This window comes from Bradyrhizobium sp. AUGA SZCCT0283 (assembly GCF_018130385.1).
In the GTDB taxonomy this organism is placed as follows: Bacteria; Pseudomonadota; Alphaproteobacteria; order Rhizobiales; family Xanthobacteraceae; genus Bradyrhizobium.
In genome coordinates this window covers 1-3204 of record NZ_JAFCLU010000092.1, presented here as the reverse complement: position 1 = coordinate 3204, position 3204 = coordinate 1, and the positions used below count along the sequence as shown (strand labels likewise).

The 3204-nt window shown below is 65.4% G+C and carries 2 protein-coding genes; both read left to right on the top strand.

Annotated features, from left to right (window positions below; all coding sequences use genetic code 11):
• A partial coding sequence (locus JQ624_RS38135; RefSeq protein WP_212424000.1) for a hybrid sensor histidine kinase/response regulator occupies nucleotides 1–2718 on the top strand: 2718 nt, incomplete at its 5' end.
• A gap of 55 nt (nucleotides 2719–2773) precedes the next feature.
• A partial coding sequence (locus JQ624_RS38130; RefSeq protein ID WP_212423999.1) for a chemotaxis protein CheW occupies nucleotides 2774–3204 on the top strand: 431 nt, incomplete at its 3' end.

Sequence of the window (3204 nt, the reverse complement as noted above, 5' to 3'; positions counted from 1 at the left end):
ACCAGCGAGAGTCTGGATACGGTCGACAATCAGTTGGTGCGGTTCGAGCAGGACCCGGGCGACGCGAAGATCCTGGATAACATCTTCCGCCTGGTGCACACCATCAAGGGCACCTGCGGCTTCCTGGGTCTGCCGCGGCTGGAAGCGCTGGCCCATGCCGGCGAGACGTTGATGGGCAAATTCCGCGACGGCATGCCGGTCAAGGCCGAAGCCGTGACGCTGATCCTGTCGAGCATTGACCGCATTAAGGAGATTTTGGCAGGCCTTGAGGCGACCGAGACCGAGCCCGAGGGCACCGACGAAGACCTGATCGAGAAGCTGCACGCGATGGCCGAAGGCGCGGCACATGCGGCGGCCGAGGCACACCCCGAACCCGCGCCGGTCCCCGTGGTCGCCGCGCCCCCGGTGCAGCCCGCGATCACCCAGGAAGTTGCCAAGGGCACGCTGATCGAGCAGGTGCTGGAACGCCCCTTGCGTCCGGGCGAAGTCTCGCTCGACGACCTCGAGCGCGCCTTCCGCGAGACCGAGACCGAAATAGCACCCGCCGCGCCCAAGCCCGCGCCCGCCGCCGCCAAGCCGGCCGCCCCCGCCGCCGGGCCGGAAGCCAAGGAAGTAAAGGCAAAGCCGGCCAAGCGCGCCGCGGCCGCCGACACCGACGTCCAGGAAGCCGACAAGATCGCCAACCAGTCGATCCGCGTCAACGTCGACACGCTCGAACATCTGATGACCATGGTCTCCGAGTTGGTCTTGACCCGCAACCAGCTCCTGGAAATCTCCCGCCGCAACGAGGACACCGAGTTCAAGGTGCCGCTGCAGCGGCTCTCCAACGTCACCGCCGAGCTGCAGGAAGGCGTCATGAAGACGCGGATGCAGCCGATCGGCAATGCCTGGCAGAAGCTGCCCCGCATCGTCCGCGACCTCTCCGGCGAACTCGGCAAGCAGATCGAGCTCGAGATGCACGGCGCCGACACCGAGCTCGACCGCCAGGTGCTCGACCTGATCAAGGATCCCCTGACCCACATGGTGCGCAACTCCGCCGACCACGGCCTGGAGACGCCGGCCGAGCGGCTGGCTAGCGGCAAGGGCGAGCAGGGCACCATCAGGCTGTCGGCCTATCACGAGGGCGGTCACATCATCATCTGCATCGCCGACAATGGCAGAGGTTTGAACACTGAGCGGATCAAGGCCAAGGCGCTGCAGAACGGTCTCGTCACCGAGGCTGAACTGGAGAAGATGACCGAGGCCCAGATCCACAAGTTCATCTTCGCCCCGGGCTTCTCCACCGCCGCCACCGTCACCTCGGTCTCCGGCCGCGGCGTCGGCATGGACGTGGTGCGCACCAATATCGACCAGATCGGCGGCACCATCGACATCAAGAGCGTGGCCGGCGAGGGCTCTTCCGTCACCATCAAGATCCCGCTGACCTTGGCCATCGTCTCGGCCCTGATCGTGGAAGCCGCCGGCGACCGCTTTGCGATCCCGCAGCTCTCCGTGGTCGAACTGGTGCGGGCGCGCGCCAATTCCGAACACCGCATCGAGCGCATCAAGGACACCGCCGTGCTTCGCCTCCGCAACAAGCTGTTGCCGCTGATGCACCTGAAGAAGCTCTTGAAGATCGACGACGGTTCCTCGAGCGACCCCGAGAACGGCTTCATCGTGGTGACGCAGGTCGGCAGCCAGACCTTTGGCATCGTGGTCGACGGCGTGTTCCACACCGAAGAAATCGTGGTCAAGCCGATGTCGACAAAACTGCGGCACATCGACATGTTCTCCGGCAACACCATTCTGGGCGATGGCGCCGTGATCATGATCATCGACCCCAACGGCATCGCCAAGGCGCTCGGCGCCTCCGGCTCCTCGGCCCATGAGCTGGCCGACGAGGCGTCCGCGGCGCATGCGATCGGCGGCGAACAGCTCACCTCGCTGTTGGTGTTCCGCGCCGGATCGAGCCAGCCCAAGGCGGTTCCGCTCGGCCTCGTCACCCGGCTGGAGGAGATCGCCACCGACAAGATCGAGCTCTCCAACGGCCGCTACATGGTGCAGTACCGCGAGCAATTGATGCCGCTGGTGCAGATGAACGGGGTCACCGTCCAGACCACGGGCTCGCAGCCGATCCTGGTGTTCGCCGACGACGGCCGCTCGATGGGGCTCGTGGTCGACGAGATCATCGACATCGTCGAGGAGCGGCTGCACATCGAGGTCGCCGGCCAGCAGGACGGCATCCTGGGTTCGGCCGTGATCAAGGGCCAGGCCACCGAAGTGATCGACGTCGGCCACTTCCTGCCGATGGCGTTTGCCGACTGGTTCTCGCGCAAGGAGATGCGGGCCTCATCGACGGCGCAATCGGTGCTGCTGGTCGATGACAGTGCCTTCTTCCGCAACATGCTGGCGCCGGTCCTGAAAGCCGCCGGCTACAAGGTGCGGGTCGCCGTCAATGCACAGGAGGGGCTGTCCGCGCTGCGCTCCGGCCACAGCTTCGACGTGGTGCTGACCGACATCGAGATGCCGGACATGAACGGCTTCGAGTTCGCGGAAACGATCCGCGCCGACAACAATCTGAGCACGATGCCGATCATCGCGCTGTCCTCGCTGGTGTCGCCGGCGGCGATCGAGCGCGGGCGGCAGGCCGGCTTCCACGATTACGTCGCCAAGTTCGACCGTCCCGGCCTGATCGCGGCGCTGAAGGAACAGACCGCCGAGAACAGGAAAGCGGCATGAACAAGTTCAGCCGGACGGCTTAGAGCATGATCATGCTCAAACAAGGTAAGTGCATATGACAACCAAGACCGAGACCATCGAGGGCACCGTGGCTGAATACGTCACCGCCGTGATCGGCGGGCAATTGTTCGGCCTGCCGATCTCGCGGGTGCAGGACGTGTTCATGCCGGAACGGCTGACGCGGGTGCCGTTGTCGTCGGCCGAGATCGCCGGCGTGCTCAATCTGCGCGGCCGCATCGTCACCGTGGTCGACATGCGCGCTCGCCTGGGGCTGCCCAAGAACGACGACGGCAAGCCGCCGATGGCGGTCGGCGTCGATCTGCGCGGCGAGTCCTATGGCCTCCTGATCGACCAGATCGGCGAGGTCTTGAAACTCCACGATAACGGCCGCGAGGAAAACCCCGTCAACCTCGACCCCCGCATGGCCAAGCTCGCCGGCGGCGTTCACCGTCTCGACGGCCAGCTCATGGTCGTCCTCGACGTCGA